General features: G+C 74.9%; 5 protein-coding genes. All 5 read right to left on the reverse strand.

Annotated features, from left to right (window positions below; translation table 11 throughout):
• Nucleotides 1-1,259: S8 family serine peptidase (locus IF30_RS0137615; RefSeq protein ID WP_051712067.1), on the reverse strand; the 1,259-nt coding region annotated here is incomplete at its 3' end.
• On the reverse strand, nucleotides 1,256-4,702 hold the full coding sequence (locus tag IF30_RS0137620) for a right-handed parallel beta-helix repeat-containing protein (protein ID WP_030247090.1): 3,447 nt from the start codon (nucleotides 4,700-4,702) through the stop codon (nucleotides 1,256-1,258). The genes IF30_RS0137620 and IF30_RS0137615, both read right to left, overlap by 4 nt.
• Nucleotides 4,703-4,778: 76 nt before the next feature.
• On the reverse strand, nucleotides 4,779-6,191 hold the full coding sequence (locus tag IF30_RS48345) for a hypothetical protein (RefSeq protein WP_030247092.1): 1,413 nt from the start codon (nucleotides 6,189-6,191) through the stop codon (nucleotides 4,779-4,781).
• 47 nt (nucleotides 6,192-6,238) lie between these two features.
• Nucleotides 6,239-6,685: a hypothetical protein gene (locus IF30_RS0137630; RefSeq protein WP_037902573.1), complete on the reverse strand. Its 447-nt coding sequence runs from the start codon at nucleotides 6,683-6,685 to the stop codon at nucleotides 6,239-6,241.
• A 78-nt stretch (nucleotides 6,686-6,763) separates the two neighbouring features.
• On the reverse strand, nucleotides 6,764-18,118 hold the full coding sequence (locus tag IF30_RS42605) for a protein-glutamine glutaminase family protein (RefSeq protein WP_037902576.1): 11,355 nt from the start codon (nucleotides 18,116-18,118) through the stop codon (nucleotides 6,764-6,766).
• Nucleotides 18,119-18,163 lie beyond the last annotated feature (45 nt).

Genomic DNA, 18,163 nt, shown 5'->3' on the forward strand with positions numbered 1-18,163 from the left:
CCTGTCTCGTGGGCTCGGAGATGTGTATAAGAGACAGCGGTGAGGGCGGCCAGGGGGTCGACGGTGCCGTAGCCGAGGCGGGGGTCGGGCAGTCGGGTGCCCGGGTGGTAGGCGGTCGAGGTGAGGCGGTCCTTGAGCTGGGCCGGGCCGAGGTCGGGGCGGTAGCCGAGGACCAGGGCGGCGGTGCCGGCCACGACGGCGGCGGCGAAGCTGGGGCCGGAGCCGGTGAAGTAGCCCTTGGCGCCCGGTCCGACGCTCATCATCGCGTCGCCGGGGGCCACCAGGTCGACGCGGCCCGTCGCGGCGCCGCCGCCCGGGGCCGCCGGGGCGTCCGGCCCTGCCGAGGCGACCGACACCCTGGACACGCCCGAGGCGACCGCGCCCGCGCCCGAGCCGCCCGAGCCCGAGCCGCCCGAGCCCGGGCCGCCGCCGGGCGGGGCGCCGTCGGGGCCCAGGTCGGACACCGTCAGGACCTCCGCGGGGGCCTGGCCGGCGCCCTGGGCGGCCCCGGCACCGCCGCTCTGGTCGGGGCCGGCCGGGGCGACGACCAGGGCGCCCTTGCCGTCGGCGTAGCGGACGGCGCCGGCCAGCTCCTCGTTGCCGGCCTGGACGGGCAGGGCGAGCGCGATCACCCGGGCGCCGCCGTCGGCCGCGTCCCGGATGCCCTTGGCCAACAGGGCCGCGGTGGTGTTCCCGTTGTCGTCGGTGACGGCCACGGCGAGGATCCGCGCCTCGGGGGCGATGCCCGCGAAGCCGACGCCGTCCTGGTGGCGGGCCGCGATCAGTCCGGCGAGGAAGGTGCCGTGGCCGACGCAGTCGCGGGTGGAGGCGCCGGTGCCGTACTCGCGCGGGCCGGCCGTCAGGCGCTGGCCCAGGACGCCGGAGGCGGGGTCGACTCCGGAGCCGACGACGGCGACGCTCACCCCGCCGCCGCGGCTGAGCTGCCAGGCGGCCTCGGGGCGCAGGAAGGTCTGGGCCCACGGCATGCGGTCGGTGTCCTTGTCGGAGGGCTTGACGCAGCCGTCCGCGGTGGCCGGACCCTTGGACTGGCCGATCACGGGCAGGGCCCCGGAGTCGGCGCCGCCGGAGGGGCGCGCCCCGGGGCGGGCCCCGGCGGTGGCGGCACCCGGGCCCGGGCCCGTGGCGGCGGCGGGCACGGCCGGTGCCAGCAGGACGCCGCAGCACAGCGCCGCGGCCGCCGCCGGGGCGGCCCCGGCCCGGCGGATCCGCCCGGCGCGGCGGGGGCGGGCGCCCGTCACACGCCGCTCCCCTGCAGCAGGGCGGGGATGTCCTGGGGCAGCAGCAGGCTCAGTTCCGACACGTCGCCGATGTCGAGGCGGGCCAGGCGCCCGGCCTGCCGGGTCACCATCGCCTCCAGGGTCTGGCGGGCGAAGCGGCCGTTGCCGAAGTTGCGGTCCCGGGGGACGGCTTCGCACAGCTGCGTCAGTGCGGTGAGGGTCTCGGGGGCGCAGACGTACCCGGCTTCCTCGGCCTGCACCCGCACGATGGTGACGAGTTCCTGCGCGCTGTAGTGGTCGAAGGCGATCTGCTGGGTGAACCGGGAGGCCAGGCCGGGGTTGGAGGCGAGGAAGCCCTGCATCTCCTCCTGGTAGCCGGCCACGATCACCACGACCTCGTCGCGGTGGTCCTCCATCAGCTTCATCAGGGTGTCGACGGCCTCCTGGCCGAAGTCGCCGCCGGCGGCGCCGCCGCGCGGGGTGAGGGTGTAGGCCTCGTCGATGAACAGCACGCCGCCGCGGGCGCGTTCGAAGGCGTCGCGGGTGAGCTGGGCGGTGTGGCCGATGTAGCGGCCGACCAGGTCGGCGCGGGCGGTCTCGACGAGCCGGCCGTCCGGCAGGACGCCGAGTTCGGCGAGCAGGGCGCCGTAGAGGCGGGCGACGGTGGTCTTGCCGGTGCCGGGCGGGCCGGCGAAGACCAGGTGGTGGCTGATCTTGGCGGTGGGCAGGCCGGCCTCCTCGCGGCGGCGCACCTGGGTGATCAGGTTGACGAGGTTCTCGACCTGTTCCTTGGCGGCGGCCAGGCCGACCATCGAGCGCAGCCGCTCCAGCAGTTCGCTGCGCCCGTCGGCGGCGCCGGCGCTGCCGCGCCCGTCCGCCCGTGCGGCGGCCTGTTCGCCGAGGTCCTCGGGCAGCAGGAGCGGCAGGTCGGCGTCGGTGACCTCGGCGAGTCCGGCCAGCCGGGACGCCTGGCGGTCGACCATCTCCTCGAACACCTTGCGGGCCGCGCGGCCGTTGCCGAAGTCCGCGCCCTTGGGCATGCGGGTGAAGTGCGCCCCGAGGGCGTCCACGGCGGCGGCGTCCAGTTCGTAGCCGTGGGCGGCGGCGGCCCGTTCGACGATGGTGACCAGTTCCTCCGCCGAGTAGTTGCGGAACTCGACGGTGCGGCTGAACCGGGAGGCCAGGCCGGGGTTGGAGCCCAGGAACTCGCGCATCTCCTCCGAGTACCCGGCGACGATGACCACCACGTCGTCGCGGTGGTCCTCCATCAGCTTCACCAGGGTGTCGATCGCCTCGCGGCCGAAGTCCGGGCCGGTGCCGCCGGCTCCGGCGGACAGCGTGTACGCCTCGTCGATGAACAGCACGCCGCCGAGCGCCGACTGGAAGACCTCGGTGGTCTTGATCGCGGTGCCGCCGACGATCGAGGCGACCAGGTCGGCGCGGGCGACCTCGGTGAGGTGGCCGCTGCGCAGGACGCCGAGCTCGGCCAGGATGGCGCCGTAGAGGCGGGCGACGGTGGTCTTGCCGGTGCCGGGCGGCCCGGCGAAGATCAGGTGCCGGCCCATCGGCAGGGCCGGCATGCCGGCCTGCTCGCGGCGCCGGGCCAGCTTGTTGAGGTTGACCAGGGTGGCCACCTGCTCCTTGACGCCCTCCAGGCCGACCAGCGCCTGCAGGGCCGCCTGCGGCCCCTCCGGCTCGGGCGGCGGCGGGGCGGCGTCCGGGTGCCGGGCCGCCTCGGCGCCGTCGTCCCGGCCCCCGGCGTCGAGGCCGCTGTCGCCGGGCGCGCCGGCCGGGCGGGGCGCGGCGGGCCCGTCCTGGGCGCCGGCGCCGACGCTGCCGTGGCTGTCGGCGCGGCCGTTGTCCCGGCTGGTGAGGTCCTGGACGGACAGCCGGCTGCTGGGCCTGGTCTGGCGCAGCCCCGAGCCGCGGTTGCCGGCGACGGTGCACCCGGTGATCCGCACCGGCTCCTCGGACTCCGCGCGCAGCCCGTCGCCGGCGTTGTCGGTCAGTTCGCAGCCGGTCAGCGCGGCCCGGGCGCCCGGGCCCAGCAGCACGCCGTGGCGGCGGTTGCCGTGCACCCGGGCGCGGGCCATGGTGAGTTCGCCGCCGTCCTCGACGAGCACGCCCTCGCCGCTCCACTCGGCGATGTCGCAGTCGCGCAGCGAGGCGACGCCGCCGGGGCCGATCTCGACTCCGCTGACCGCCCCGGTCGTCCCGGGGCCGGCGGCCGGGGCGGTGCCGCGCACGGTGGAGCCGCCGACCTGGGTGTTGCCGCCGTCGGCGACCCGCAGCGCGGCCCGCCCGGTGGCGGACAGCACGCACGACTCCAGCCGCCCGCGCCCCTCCCGCAGCACCTCGACGCCGTGGCCGTGCACCTCGGCGACGTCCAGGCGGCGCAGCAGCGGGTTGGCGCCGTCGCGCACGCTCACCCCGGCGCCGGTGGCGCCGCGCACCTCCAGCCGGTCGAACTCGGCGGCGCTCTCGCCGACCAGCTCCACTCCGGCGCCGGCGCTGTCGGAGACCGCGGTGCGGGTCAGGGCGGGGCTGGAGGACTCGTCCACCAGGATCCCGGCGGCTTCGGCGCCGGCCACCTCGCACTCGTGGAAGCGGCCGCGGGAGCGTCCGGTGACGTGGATGCCGTGGCCCCGGGTGCGCACCGTGCGGCAGCGCCGCACCAGGGGGTCGGTGCCGCCGGCCAGGACCACGCCGTGGCTGCGGGTGGCGCTGACCGTGCAGTCCTCCAGCAGCACCTCGGCGGCGGAGGAGACGTAGACGCCGATCGACACGTCCCGGACGGTGGTGCGCAGCACCCGGGTGGTGCTGTTCTCCTCCAGGGCGATGCCGGGCTTGTCGGTGGCGGAGATCTCGCAGTCCTCGATCGAGCCGCGTCCCTCGCCGTTGGCGCACACGCCGTTGCCGCGGGCGTCGCGCAGCACGCAGCCGCGCACGACGGGGTTGGCGCGTTCGCCGATCACCACGGCGGAGCTGCCGAGGTGTTCGATCACGCAGTCCTCGATCACGCTGGTGCCGGTCGAGGTCTCGACGATGCCGGCTCCGGCCGGGTTGACGACGCGGCAGCCGCGCATCGCCAGCGAGCCCTGCTGGCGGGTCAGTACGGCCGTCCAGGAGTTGCCGGCCACCTCGCAGTCCTCCAGGGCGGCCTGGCCGCGCGGGACGTCGACGGTGGGCAGTTCCTCGTCCTGGCCCTGGAGCACCAGCCCGGTGAGCTGGACGGCCTCGGCCACCACCTGCACCACCGCGCCGCGCCGGGGGGAGATGCGCACGCTGCCGCGGGGCTCCTCGGCGGTGATGGTCACCATCTTGGTGATCACCAGGTTCTCCTCGTAGCGGCCCGGGCGGACGCTGATCACCGCTCCGCTGCGGGCCGCCTCCAGGGCGGCGCCGATCGTGCGGTAGCCGCCGTCGCGCTGCTCCGCACAGACCGTCAGCACATGGCGGGTCATGGGGCGTTCTCCTCCGTCGTTCGGGGCTGTGGTGCTGGTGGGGCTGGGGTGCCGGGGCTGCCGGCTGCGGCGGGGGTCAGCCGGTGCAGTTCGCCTTGACGGCGGAGGCGGCGTGGTGGGCGTAGGTCTTGGTGCCGCCGTTCCAGTCCAGGCCCCGGCTGTGCATCACCACGGCGATCCTGCCGCCGCTGAGCGGGAACGATCCGGCCGAGACCCACTGGCCCCGGCTGGCGACCTGGTTCACCGGGAAGGTCTTGTTCTGCACGGTGTAGTAGGTCGGGGCGCCGCCGACCGCCTTGAGGTCGCCGTTGGGCACGTACACCGACAGCTGGCAGGTGCCGGTGGTGAGCGAGCCGGTGTTGAAGGTCCACACCACCGAGTTGCTCTTGTCGTCGTTCGCGTCGCCGGACATCGGCACCGAGGTGAAGCCGCCGCTGCAGCCGTCGCCGGTGTAGCCGCCGGAGTTCTTCCGCCAGCCCTCCTGGCCGTTGTCGTACCAGCCGATGAGCTGCATGGAGGTGGACCCTCCGCAGCCCGGGCCCGCGACGCCGTTGTAGGTGGGCGGCGGGGGCGGGGCCGGCTGGACGGGCTTGGCCGGGGGCGGGGCGGGCTGCTGGCCCGCCGGGGGCTGCTGGGCGGCGGGCGGCTGCTGGGGCTGGGTCTGCGGCGCGCCGGCGCCCTGACCGCCGCCCTGGCCGCCGCCCTGCGCCGAGGCGGGCGGTGCCGCCTGGCCGGGCGCGGCGCCGCCGCCGGCGGGGCGTCCGGTGCCCGGCGCGGCGCCCTGGCCGCCGCCGGGGGCCGGAACGACACCGGGCAGGGCGGCAGCGGCGGCGGCCCCGACTGCCGCGGGGACGACGCCCTCCCCCGGCGCCGGGGCGCCGGCCGGCTGAGCGGGCTGACCCGGCTGCAGGGGCTGGTCGGCGGGCGGGTTGCCGGGGGCGTCGGCCCCCGGAACGTAGCCGTCGCCGCCGCCGTCCGGCTGCGAGTACCCGGCGGGCGGCGGCCCGTCCGCGCCGTGCGGGCCCGGGCCGTCCCCGCCGAACCCGGCGATGCCCAGCGGCACGCCGGCCAGCACCAGGCCGGCGATCACCGCGGCGGCCACCATCGGCTTCGGGATGCGGCGCGCGCCCGCCTCCTCGGCCGCCGGATCCTGCCCGAACGCGCCGGCCCCGGCCACGGCGGTCACCCCGGCGGGCGCCCCGGCGGCCCCGGCGGCCCCGGCGGCGGGCCCGGCGCCCTGCGGCGGCGCCACCTGCGGCGCCGCGCCGGCCGCGCCCACCGCCGCGGGTGCCTCCACCGCGGCCCCGGCCTCAGCGCCGCGCGTGTTCTCCTCCACCGGCTCGGGCACGGCCCAGGCCACGGCGGGCAGTTGGATGCCCCCGCCCTCCGGCCGACCTTCCCGTCCGCTCCGTTCCTTGCCCACCCAGGCCCCCTGGCCCTCGACGACGACACCCGACAGGAACGGCCGTCCCGGCCTCAGCGCTCGCACGGCGCAGCCGTCCCTCACCTACCCACGGACGGCGGGGCGCGCGGGGTTCAGTCGGAGTCCGGGCGCCACACCGGCTCGGCCGGCCGCGGCGGGTGGAGGACGAAGTCGGCCGCCCGCTGCAGGGTCGCCGCGTCCGGCTGCGGGCGGGCGTCGCCGCGCTCGCGCAGGTGCGCCAGCAGCCCGGGCTCGGGAGCGAGGTCGTACTCCTCCAGGTAGTAGGTGACGGTGTCGGTCCAGATCCACTCGCCGTCGGTGCGGTAGTTCAGCGGGACGGCGCCCCGGCGGGAGGTGTCGAAGACGTCGTCCATGAGCATCGGCGTCACCAGCACCGCCGCGCCGGCCCGCAGGTACCCGGCCAGCGCGGCGCGTTCCGTCGCGTCCTCCACCACCTCGCGCTCCGCCGAGAAGCCCGGCCCGGTCAACGGGTCGACCATGTCGAAGACCGCCGCCAGACGGAACTCCCCCGCGTCCGCACGCCCTTGCCGCTGATCCATCTCCTGCTCCCCGCTCGGTTCCACCCGGTGAACGGCGCCGGGACCGCCCGGCGTTCACCGGGCGGTCCGGGCCCCGCGTCAGAAGCCCGTCAGCGCGGGCCGAGGGTCCTTCCGGTACCAGCGCTCGATGGCCTTGCGGAGGTCCGAGGTGGGTTTCCAGGCCCGCGGCGAGTCCTTCATGTGTCGGTCCAGTTGTTTCAGGAAGGCGTCCGGCTCTCCCCGGTACGACGCGGCGAACGCCGTGACCGCTTTCGCCACCATCGAGGGGAGTGCAGCGTTGATCTCGTTCACGGCATTGGCCTCGGCGGCAGCCCTTGCCGCCCGTGCCGCTTCCTCCGCCGCCCGCTGTGCTTCGGCCGCCCGGTCCGTGAGCCTCTGGTTCCAGGCGGACTCGCCGTTCTTCGAGGGGAAGTACTTGAAGACGATGTCCTTGCCGCGGGGCACGTGCTTGCTGGCGGAGCCGAGCCAGGTCATGTCCGCCCAGCCGTACTCGATGTGGCCCTCCGTCTCGTTCCGGCTGCCCTTGCCGTAGGTCCGAGGGCTGGTCCGCAAGGTCGGCTCCCCCTTGGCGTTGGCGTACCCCACGTAGGCGCTGACCCCCGGGAACGCCTCCTGGAAGTCCTTGACGACGTGCTTGCAGCTCGCGCACGTGCCTTGGGAGGAGAGCACGGTGAGCACGCCCTCGGGCTGGGGGGGCAGTGCGGCGGCGGGCTGCCGGACGGCCTTCTCCGGGGGCTTGCCGCGCTTCTCCGAGGGATGGGGCACCGGCGTGAAGTCCCAGTCCTCCATCTGCCGGAAGGCCAGCGCCAGCCCGTTCACCTCGGCGTCGGTGCGCTGCGACCGCAGGTCGTTCGTATCCCCCCAGCGGGTGGCGGCCTCGAGCGACCGGCTGCCGGTGACGGAGAACTCCTTGCCGTTGGTGACGGCCTCGGTCGTCTGCCAGCTCTTGTCGCCCTTCAACGCCAGGCCGATGACGGCGTAGGTCACGGACTTGTCGGTGCCGGCGAAGAGCGGGGCGAGGAGGGAGTCGTCCAGGACCAGCTTCGCCGCCTCCACGGTGTCGGGGTCCGGCTTGGGGGCGGTGTCCTGGGCGGTGTTCCCGGCGGTGTCCTCGGCCTTGTCCTTGCCCTTGCCTTCGGCCGTCCCCTCCTGCTTCCCCTCCCCCTGGACGTGGGTCGACGTCTGCTTGCCCGACAGCGCCATCTCGACCAGGTCGGACGTGATGGCCTCGGTCCCCTTGGCCTCGGCGCCCTTGGTGGCGGCGTTCTTGGTGTCGGTGTCCCCGAAGACGTGTGCGTCGTCCGCCGGGGTCACGCTTCGGCGCTTCCACCCGTCGATCTGCCCCCTGGTCCCCTCGTCGATCAGGACGGCGGACGCGGTGTCGACCCGGCCCTCGCGGTTCGGGGCGCCGAAGAACTCCCACGGCGCCGTGTGCGTCAGCGGCGTCCCCTCCCCCGGTATGGAGAGCGCCTCCCGCCACTGCCCCACGGTGACCGCACGGTCGGGGAAGAGCAGCGGATCGATCACCCGGCTCCCGTGCGCCGTCTCGACCAGCACCGCGACGTGGTGGTTCCACCGGTGGGCCGGGTGGAGCTGCCCGTGCTCGGTGGCGGGACGGGCCCAGACCTTGGCGAGGTGCCCGCGGCCGATCCCCGGGTTCGCCGTGTTGACGAGCTCGGACAGGGCGTGGGCCCGGAGTTCGCAGTTGTGGCTGAGGTGGTCGCCCGCGGGGTCGTAGCGGCTCATCACCTCGGCGTGCAGGCTCCGGAACCGGTCGGCGGAGGGCAGTGCGACGGCGTTCTCGGCCAGGTCGTCGCGGCGCTCGATCAGGTCCTCGCGCCGGTTCTCCGTCCGCGGGTTCAGCAGCCCCAGCAGCGCGTCGGCCGCCCGCACCGAGTGGACCAGGCCGACGTTCTGGATGGCCGTCAGCACATCGCGTTCCTCGGTGAGCCGGGCGAAGACCCCCTCCGGGGCGCCGGCCGCCTCGGCCCTGCCCCACATGACCGCGAGCTGGTCGGAACGCCCGTTCACACGCTGCAGGAAGTCGCGGTACACCTGCGCCGACTCGGCGAGCTCACCGGCGGTGCCGTCCGAGTCCATCTCCTCGTCCGAATCGACGGTGTCGTCGGGCCGGATGCGCTTGCCCGGGTTCGGGCCCCCGCCCGGGTCCGAGCCCGATCCCGGGTCCGACTCCGAGTCCGCGATCCCGCCCTTGCGCCTGCGTCCGGAGAACGCCACCGCGTCGCCGTGCGACGTCAACCCGCTGTCCGGCGAGGCGGATCGGGCCGGTATCACGGTGTAGCCCTCGGGAGCCGGCGCCGAACGCGGCGGGAGGGCCGCGTCCGCCGGCAGGTGGGCGCCGAGGGTGCGCACCACGGGCGGGGCGTCGGGGGACGCCCCCCGGGGGGCCGTCAGGCCCACCCAGCCGCCGCCCTCCACCAGGACGGGACGGCCGGAGCTGTCGAAGCCGGCCTGTCGCCCGACCACCAGGACGCCGGGGCCGGTCGGGTCGGTGCGGAACGGTGCCGAGACCGGGGGCATGAACCAGGCCAGGCCGCTGGGGGCGTAGACCTCCAGGTCCAGGCCGGGCAGTCGCAGGCGCAGCTCCCGCAGGACGCCGGCGGCGAACGAGTTCTCGCCCTCGCGGGCCGACGAACAGGCCACCAGCTGGACGGGCTTGCTCCCGTCCCAGGCCCGCTGTTCGTACAACGAGGCGAGCAGGTCGGCGACTTCGCCCTCGGTGACCCGGGTGCCCTGCCAGCGCGGCACGCCGTCGGGGCCGGTGTGCATCGCCACGGTGAGGAAGCGCGGGTCGGCGGGGAAGCGGTCCAGTGTCCCGGCCATCCGCTGCCGGGCCTGCGGGCCGACGGCCGGGTCGTCCAGCCGGTAGGCGCCCGAGGCTTCGTGGTGGACCAGCGCCGCGCGCAGTTCGCTGCGGCGGTCGGTGGCCGGCGGGCCTGCGGGCGGCGGGACGGCGGGCGGCGTGTGCTCGGAGGCCGGGCCGAAGTGCCCGGCGTCGGGCACCGCCGTCAGCGCGGTGTCCGGGTGCCCGGACTGCTGCGGGGCCTCGGCGGGGCCGGGGTGCGGCTGCGGGGCCGGGGCGGGGCCGGGGTGCGGCTGCGGGGCCGGGGCGGCCACGGGGGTGGGGACCAGGACGTCCTGCGGGCGGTTGCGCTCCGGCATGGTGCCGGCCGGGCGCAGTTCCACCGTGAAGGTGTGGCCCTTCTCCGCCGCGAACGCGCGGAGCTTGTCGGCGATCTCCTCCGCCCGCTCCCGGGTGGGCAGTTGCGCGTCGCGCCGGGGGGCGGGCGTGTCGCTCTGCCGTTGGTGGCTGATGACGATGTGCCGCAGGTCCCCCCAGGACAGCGGGCCGTGGATCTGCGTCTCGAAGTAGCTGTTGGTGTCCATGCCCTCGGTGAGCATCCGCGCGCCGAACTCCGGATCGTGCCGGAAGTCGGTCGCCTCACCGAAGACCCGTTCCACCATGGCCGGTTCGCCCCACAGCAGCAGCGGCAGCAGGTGGGAGTCGGAGGTCACCGACAGGGCGCCCTTCTCGCGCGCCGTCCAGGAGTCGTTGGGGGTGTGGGTGGCGCGGCCGCGGACGCTGTCGGACCAGTGCAGCGCGAACGCGCCGTAGCGGCGTGCCACGCCGAAGGGCTGCAGGTCGGAGACCAGTGCCCCGTACTTGGGCAGGACGGCGCGGTCGCCCTTCGTGGGCGCGAACCGGCTGTCCTCGCTGCCGGTGTCCTGGAAGAGGTGGCGGCTGTCGTGGCTGCGGCGCAGGGCGGGCGCGTAGCCGAAGTGCTCCTCCACGCCGCCGCGGCGCGAGGGGACGACCGCGGCCTGGGAGGCGCCGGTCTCCCAGGCGTTGCGGAACAGCCCCTGCTGGTCGGCCAGCAGCTTGTCCAGCAGGGTCTTCGACTTCGATCCCCACCAGCCGAAGCCGCGGCCGGGCGTGCCGAAGGTGGTCTGGCGGTTGGCGTTGAGCGGCTGGTCGAAGTGGAAGTTGGTGGCGATGAACATGTTGGTGCGCATGTGGTTCTCGACGTCGGTGATCAGCCGGTCGACCGCCTCGGGGGTGTCGCGGGGGTACCTCGCCGCCCACCCCCACTCGCCGGTGGCGGCGGTCAGCTTCTCGGTGAGCAGGGCGCGGTCGCGCTGTTCGAAGGCCATCGCCTTGCGTTCGACCATGACCAGGGCTGCCGCCTGGACCTCGTGCAGGGAGTTCCAGTCGACACCGGCGCGGGTGAGGCGCTCCAGGAGGGGCTGCGAGTGTTCCTCCGCGGTCAGCGGGTGCGCCTGCGGGTCCTGCAGGTGCCGCACCACTTCGAGGTCCCGCGCGCTGGGGACCATCCGCTGCTTGGACTCGGTGTCCAGGGCGTGGCGGTGGAGTTCGGCCTGGAGTTCGCGGACCTCCAGCTCCAGGGTGTCCAGGAGGCGGCGCTGGTGGGCTTCCTGCCACGTCCCCGGGGCCGGGGGCGGCTGCGTCCGCAGCCGTACGATCTCCTCCTCGCGGGCGTGGACCGCGGCGGCGAGGTCGCTGCCGTCGTGGTCGAGGAAGGTCGTGAAGGCCGATCGGAGCCTGTCCTGGGCCCGGTCGATCTGCTTCTGCAGCTGCCGGTGTTCGGGGCTGCCCTCGGGCAGGTCGGCGATCTGCCGGCGCAGGTCGCCCAGCTGCCCCCACTCGTGCGTGGACGGGAACGGGTCTGCGGCGTCCGGGCCGGGCAGGCGCATCGGGACGTCGAGCGGGTGGTCGACCAGGCGCATCGGCCCGCCGGGCGGCGGCTGGTCGTTCCCGCTCCGGGCGGCCGCGGCGGTGCTCTGGCCGGGCTCCCCCAGGACGGTGATCTCGTCGTGGGTGTCGATGACGGTGGGGGCGGTGGGGGTGTCCTCGGCGCTCTCGTGCGCGGCGGCGCTCTGGGTGAGGGTGCGGGAAGCGACCGTGCCCGTGCCGTTGCCGGTGGGGTGGACGGTGTCGTTGCCGGTGGGGTGGACGGTGTCGTTGCCGGTGTCGTTGCCGGTGTTCTTGCCGGTGGGGTGGACGGTGACGAACTCGGGCCGGTCCTGGCCGGGTCGGCGCAACAGGGCCAGCCTGGTGCTGCCGTCGGCTTCCTTGGCGACGTAGGTCTTGCCGGTCGTCGCGTGCACGGTGCGCCCGGTGGCGTCGGCGACCAGCCGCAGGTTCACCCGGGACAGGCCCGCCTCGCACGCCTGCAGCACGATCGGCGACTCCTGCGGCCGGGCGGACAGGCTCCCCCGGCGGTTCAGCTTGTCGCCGAAGTCCCCGTACGAGACGGACTTGTAGCCCTCCTTGCCGTCGGACGTGCGCACGGCGACCTTCAACCACGTCGCCGTGCCGTGCAGGTTCGCGAAGTACGGCTTGCTCTTCGGATCCCACGGCACCTGGACGTCGGCGTCGTCGCCGTCGCGCTCGCCGGGCTTGTTCTCGCCCCGCTGGTAGGCCGCCCAGTCGAAGCCGCCGTCGGGGCGGACGGCCTGCTTCGGCGCGAAGTCCGGGTTGGTGACCTGGTGTTCGGCGGTCGTCGCCTGCGAGGGGAAGGCCAGGTGCGTCTCCTGGCGCAGGCGCCAGTCGGCCGTGGTGTGGAAGGAGCGACCGACGTCGTCGCCGTCCTCGCCGACGATCGCGTGCGTCACCGGTTCTTCGCCGGTGGCGGGGTGCCCCTGGTCGTGGCCGTCGTCGAGGACGTTCGGCTCGTCCTGCACCTCGGGTGCCAGCTCGGGGTCGTACCAGTCGGAGGGAAGGTCGAGCGACTCGAAGCTGGGGTGCTCGGCCAGCGTCTGCGCGCGAAGGCTCCCGCTCAGGTCGCCGATGCCCTCGGCGTCGTAGACCAGCGGATCCCGCTCGCGGGGTTCGCCTCCGTCGGACGGCGTGTCGTCGCTGGAGCGCCAGAGGATCGAGACGGACTCGCCCTGGTGGCTGACCGTCACCTCCAGGAACTGCCCGCTCAGCTTCTCGTGCGGGTGCTCGATCCTGACGGTCTTCCGCAGGCCGTCCGCCGACCACGACTCCGTGATGCGGTGGTGGGGCGCGAGGTCGTAGGGGTAGGCAGCCCGCAGCGAGTCCTCGCTGAAGAACCGGGTGAACTCCCGGAACCCGTCCGGCACCGACATGCTGCTGGACCAGTTCTCGACCTCGGCCCGGATGTCGGCGACCGTCATGGGGTCGCTGTCCACCCGGATGATGTGGAAGGAGCCGTCCTCCTGGCGCTCGGTCACCGTCAGACGGCTGGGGCCCAGCGTCACCTCGGACTGGCTCTCGTTCACCGCCGGCGGGTCGTCCTGCGCCCTGGCGTGGCCCGGCGGGAACGACAGCGCCAGCATCGGGTGGGACAGCGGCACTTTGATCTCGAACAGCGCGTAGTTGTCGGCGCCGCCCCCGTTCGCCATCCAGTCCTGGACGAACTGCCGGTCGAAGGAGGTGGACGACGGCAGCAGCTCGGTGAAGACGTTTCGTTCGCGGGCCTGGGGGCCCATCCGCACCGCCCGGTACAGGCGCAGCTTCCGTTCCGTCGGCTGCTCCCCGGCCGGCTGCAGTGCCTGCGCGTGGTCGAGGAACCTCTGCACGTCGCCGAGCACGGACTCGTACCGGTCCCCTTCACGGACCCTGAGCATGCCCTCGTCGTTGCGCTTGCTCGTGAACCCGCCGGCCTTGATCCACCCCATGAACTGGTGGAGCTGCGGGTCCTGAGCCGCGGCTTCGAGATGGCGCCGGGCCAGGTCCACCGCCGTCGCCTCGTGCTCGTCGGACGGCGGTGCGGCGGCCGGCCGGCGCGGGCCGTCGTCCGAAACGTCCACGCGCGACTCGTGCGCCGGGGCCGACGCCGGGGCCGGGGCGCCGGGGCCCTCGCTCTCCGGGTGCTGCTGCGGCAGCGGGTCGCCGGGCGTCTGCGGGTGGGGGCGCTCCTGCCCGAGCGGCAGGTCGCGCAGGAGCGGGCCCGAACGCAGGACGTCCTCGATCCGCTGCAGGTGGCGGGGCAGCACGGTGAAGTCGTCCCGGTGGGCCGAGGTGCCCATCACCCCGTTCTCGCCCGCCCACCGGTCGCGGCGGCGCAACGCGAACGCGTCGCCCGGCGTCGCCGCCGGTTCGACGTACTCGTCCGGCAGGCCGAGGAAGTGCAGCAGTTCGTGCAGCAGCACGCCGGGCGGGCTCTGGTCGTACCAGTGGAGCTGGTCGCTGCGTTCGCGGCCGGGCAGCACGGTGACCTTCTGGTGCGCGTCGGCCGCGTCCTGCGTGCCCTCCACCCGCAGGTGCACCTGGTCGCCGCCGGGCAGGCGGAAGCGTTCGTTGAAGCGTTCGTCGGCCACCGCCCGGGCCCGGTCGAGCATGCGGGCGGCCTCGCGGGCGGGCAGGGGGCGGCCGTCGGGCGCCTGCAGGTGCAGGCGCAGGGTGAACTCGGTGACCCAGTGCCCCGGTCGGGCCTCGAAGCGCCGCGCGTCGTAGCTGATCGTGGTGTCGGCGCCGTGCAGTCCGCCCAGGCTCGACTGCCGGGCCTCGTACTGGTCGCGCACGCCGGGCCCGGCGATGGCGCCCGGGCCCGCCTGGCCGCGCACCAGGGGGTCGAAGCGCACCGTGTCCATCCGCGCGGGCGGTGCCGAGGTGCGGATGTCGGCCCAGGAGGAGGCGGGCAGCACCGCGCCCGGGCCCTCGGGCGGCGCGTCCGGGTGCGGGGCGGGGGCCGGGGCTGCCGGGGGTACGGGGGCGGGCGCCGCCGGCGCCTGGGCGTGCTGGACGGGCTGGGCGGCCTGCTGCTGCTCGGCCTGCTGGCGCGGGGTGAGGGGCACGTCCGTGCCGTTGAAGATGATCGGCCGGCCCGCCGCCATCGTGACGAACTCGTCCTCGCCGTAGAACATCGACCTGTTGAGTGCGCCCGGCCGGCCCTGCAGGTGGGTTCCGAACACCCGGTGGAGCGGGACGGTCTGGATCGTGACGTAGAACGGACCGCCGTTGGCGTTCGAGTCCAGCGGTTCCTTGAAGGGCGACAGCAGGCTGAACGATTCGGCCGCCCCCCGCAGGAGCGTCATCGGATGACCCACCTGCCGTCCTTCGCTGGTGGTCACGTTGTCGACGTGACTCTGGCCTTCCAGCCGGAACAGGGTGACCTGCCCGGCGGCGCGGTCCACGTTCGGCAGCTCCGTCTTCTTCAGGAACTCGTAGGTGAAGACGTGCTGGGCCACCATGCTGCGCACGTACGACTGCCCGTACTCGTGCCGCTCGTTGTTTCTGAAGTAGCGCCAGGCGTACTCCACACCCGGACCTTGGCCGCGACGGAAGTTGGCGAACATCAGTTTCGCGACCAGGGAATCCGGCGACCAAGATCCGCCGGTCTGGGACTCCGCCCAGTTGCAGATGTGGACCGAGCTCCCGCCCATGCCCTCGAGCCACTGGTAGAACTTGGCGGCAGCGCCGTTTTCGCCGCGCAACGAGCCGCCGTCATGGCTCGGCTGCATCCCGCCGTCCGGCGGCGTCTCATAGCCGGTCAGCATGCGCACGCCCGAGTGCCCGCCGCCGTCCAGGGCCTGCGGGTTCTGTTCGAACAGTCGCTCAGGGAAGAGGCCGTACACCTCACTGGCGCGCAGCCGCATCTGCAGGTGGAGGAACTCGCTGATGTAGGCGGGCGACCAGCCGTCGCCGGCCAGCAGGGCGTGCGTGTCCAGCAGCACCCCGGCGGCCTGGTGGCCTGGTGCCTGGGTGTCGCGGACCTCCTGGGCCCGGACGAGGATGCGCTGCAGCCGGGCGTTGACCAGGTCGGCCGCGTGCTGGAAGAGGGCGGCCGGGTCCTCCGGGAGGGGCGAGCCGTCCCCGGGGTGCCGCGCCATCATCGTGTGGCCCACGATGGAGAAGTCCGGGAGCCGGTCACGAGTGCGCCACAGTTGAGCGACCTCGAACGTGTTGGCGGGCAGGGGCTCGTCGGGGAGGTCCAGCACCGAGCCCTGCTCGATCGGCGGCGCGGTCGCAGCGGGTTGGGTGGCCTGGACGGTCGGCGCCGCTGTCAGGGGGATGTCCTCGTCGCTCTTGTCGCCGCCGGTGCTCCAGTCGTCGTCCGAGTCCGAGTACGGGGCCTTGGCGGGCGTGCGCTGCGCCACCGGGTAGGCGGGCGCCGGGGCTTCGGGCGCCTGGTCGCGGTCCTGGGCGGCCTGACGCTCCTTCGGGGCCGCCGGCGGGCGGGCCGGTTCCCGCACCAGCGGACCGGCCGGTTCGGGCCGCGCGTCCTTGGCCGGGAGCGGGTCCGGACGCAGGTCGCCCTGCTCGACGAGTGCACGGTCCTGCGGGCGGGCCGGGCCCGGATTCGGCTTCGAGGCCGGCTCCGTGGCCGTGTCCCGGGGGCGGACGAGCGGGCCCGACGGGGCGAGCGGCCCGGGTACGGGAGTCGGCTCGGGGTCGGGAGTCGGCTCGGGGTCGGGATCGGTCTCGGGCCTGGCCTCGCTCTCCGGCCTGGGACCGGTCTCCGGCTCGGTCCCGGGCTCCGGCTTGGGCGCGGTCTCGGCTTCGGGCCCGGTCTCGGGCCGTTCCTCGGCCGGGCGGCGGCCGAAGACGTTCTCGTTGGCCGCCTCGTGGCCGCGCCAGCGTTCGCCGTCCAGGTCCTCCGGGCCCCAGTGGTCCTTGTAGGCGTCGAAGAACTCGCTGCCGTAGCGGGTCTTCAGTTCCCGGACCTCCTCCTGCGACACCTGGCGGCCCTCGGCGAGGCGGTCGTAGCCGGCGGCGGCGTGCTCGCGGGCGGGCAGCACGGCGCGTTCGAAGGCGACGTGCAGGTCCAGGCCCTCGGTCAGCCGTTCGCGCTCGCGCCGCCACTGCTCCAGCCGCTCGGGCAGGGCCGCCTTGTGGTCGGCGTCCCCGTCGCGCAGCAGGGAGCGGAAGTGCTCGTCGAAGGCGGCGCGGATGCGCTCGGTGTAGCCCTCGCGCACGCGCCGGGCCGCGGCGGAGGCCGGCGGTTCGGAGCGGTCGGTGCGGGCGCCGCGCACCGGCCGTCCCAGGGCCGTCTCGACGGAGGCCGCCGGGTCGGTGCGGTCGGTGGCGCCGGGGCCGCCCAGGTCGTGCGGGACCTCGGCGCGGGCGGTGTCCTCGGCCGCGCGCACCGCCTCCTCGCGGGCGCCGTGCAGGGCCAGCAGGCGGTTGGCCTCGGCCTGCGAGGTCAGCCGGTCGAGTTCGGCCTTGAGCCGGGCCGGGTCGCGCTCGGCGGCGGTGTGCTCGGCGACGAGGCGGTCGGCGCGGCGGGCGAGGTCGGCGCGGGCGGCGGCCACCGCGCGCGGGGACGGGCCGTCGGCCAGGCCGAGTTCGTGCAGCGTCTGGGGGCCGAACTGGTCGGGGGCGCTGGTCTTCCAGGCCGCGGCCGCGTCGTCCACCGCGTCGACGGAGCGCTTCAGTACGGTCTCGCGGACCGCCTGGACGGTGAACTCGTGGGCCAGCCCTCTCCGGTGGCTCTCGAAGCCGGCCCGGAAGTCGGCTTCGAGCTGCTCCTTCCCCTGGAGGGCGGAGTCGAGGGCGGCGAGGTCCTCGCCGTTCTCGTCCTTGATCTCCAGGAACGCGTCCTCGTCCCGGCGGCCGGTGCCCGGCTCGGTGTCGTCCACGTGCAGGGCCGTGCGGTCCTGGTAGGCGCCGTGGAACTCGGCGATCCGCTCCCGCATGGCCTCGGCGACCTGGTCGCGGGCCTCCTCCGACACCCGCGCGTCCTTCGGCACGCCGACGGCGTCCAGCAGGGCGCGGTCGGTCTCGGAGAGGTTCTCCCGCTTCCAGTCGGCGTGGGCGTCGTCGACCGCCCGTTCGATCCGTTCGGTCTGCGCGGCGCGTGCCTGCCGCACGTCCAGGTCTCCGGCGGCCCGGCGCAGCCGGTGTTCCAGGGCGCGGGCGGCCAGGGCGTTGCGTTCGGGGGTGACGTCGGCGCGGGTGGCGTAGAGCTGGGCGATGTCGCGTTCGGCGTCGGCGCGGAAGCGTTCGGTGGCCTCGCGGCGGATCTCCGCGCTCGGGTGGTCGCCGCCGGTGGTGGCGGGGTCGAGGCCGCGTTCGGTCAGCAGGTGGTCGAAGCGGCTGACGGCGACCTTGAGGGCGAGTTCGCGGGCGCCGGCCAGTTCCAGGCGGTCGGCGGCTTCGGCGAGGAGCTCCTCCCGCTCGTGCGGGCGGGCCTCGATGTCGGTCTGCAGGTCGGCGGCGGTGCGGCGCCACGCCTCGGTGCCGGGGTCGGTGAGGGTGCGCAGTTCCCGGGGCAGCGCGAAGTGGACGTCGCTCAGGCGTTCCTCGATGTCGCCGTGGAGGGCTTCCCTGGCCTCGGCCTCGGCGAGCACGGCGTCGTGCCGCTCGGCGATCTCCTTCTGCTTGTCGTGCCAGGAGGTGCGCCGTTCGGCGCCGGCGGGTGCCTTGGCGTGCTCGGGGGCGTCGACGCGGTGGTAGGGGTGGCCGGAGGGCTGTCTCTTATACACATCTCCGAGCCCACGAGACAGGCAGAAATCTCGTATGCCGTCTTC

The organism is Streptomyces sp. NRRL S-350, assembly GCF_000719705.1.
Lineage (GTDB): Bacteria > Actinomycetota > Actinomycetes > Streptomycetales > Streptomycetaceae > Kitasatospora.

What these genes read in the sequence shown, in the direction of transcription:
- IF30_RS0137620 (WP_030247090.1), bottom strand. Translation starts at nt 4,702, where the DNA reads ATGACCCGCCATGTGCTGACGGTCTGTGCGGAGCAGCGCGACGGCGGC.
- IF30_RS0137630 (WP_037902573.1), bottom strand. Translation starts at nt 6,685, where the DNA reads ATGGATCAGCGGCAAGGGCGTGCGGACGCGGGGGAGTTCCGTCTGGCG.